This window comes from Streptomyces hygroscopicus subsp. hygroscopicus, assembly GCF_001553455.1.
Taxonomy (GTDB): Bacteria; Actinomycetota; Actinomycetes; order Streptomycetales; family Streptomycetaceae; genus Streptomyces; species Streptomyces hygroscopicus.
This window is the reverse complement of record NZ_BBOX01000544.1, coordinates 1-516: the sequence shown is the minus strand read 5'-3', so window position 1 is coordinate 516 and position 516 is coordinate 1. Positions and strand designations below refer to the sequence as shown.

The following is a 516-nucleotide window of genomic DNA, read 5'->3' as shown; positions in this document are numbered from 1 at the left end:
GGCGCCGTCCCAGGCGGCGATACGCTCCCTGGCCCGGTCCGCCGGCAGGGCGACCGACACCATGCCACCACGGCCCGCCAGACCCGCCGCGATGGCCTGGGACCGCAGCGCCACCACCTTCGCGGCGTCCTGGAGCGAGAGCGCGCCCGCGACGCAGGCCGCGGCGATCTCGCCCTGGCTGTGGCCCATCACCGCGTCCGGCTCGACCCCCACCGAACGCCACAGCCCCGCCAGCGACACCATCACCGCGAACAGCACCGGCTGCACGACATCCACGCGGTCGAAACCGGGGGCGCCGTCAACCCCGCGCAGCACGTCCGTCAGCGACCAGTCCACGTAAGCCGACAGAGCCGCCTCGCACTCGGCTATCGCTTCGGCGAACACCGGCGAGGACTCCAGCAGGTCCACCGCCATCCCCACCCACTGCGCACCCTGACCCGGGAACACGAAGACCGAGCGGCCGGCGTCGCCGGTCCTCCCCCGCACCACTCCGTTCGAGGTGGTGGCGTCCTCGGC

General features: G+C 73.8%; 1 protein-coding gene. It reads right to left on the bottom strand.

What is annotated here, in order from left to right; all coding sequences use genetic code 11:
• Nucleotides 1-516 (bottom strand): acyltransferase domain-containing protein (locus tag AXW62_RS38435; protein ID WP_159061067.1); only part of this gene is annotated, 516 nt, incomplete at both ends.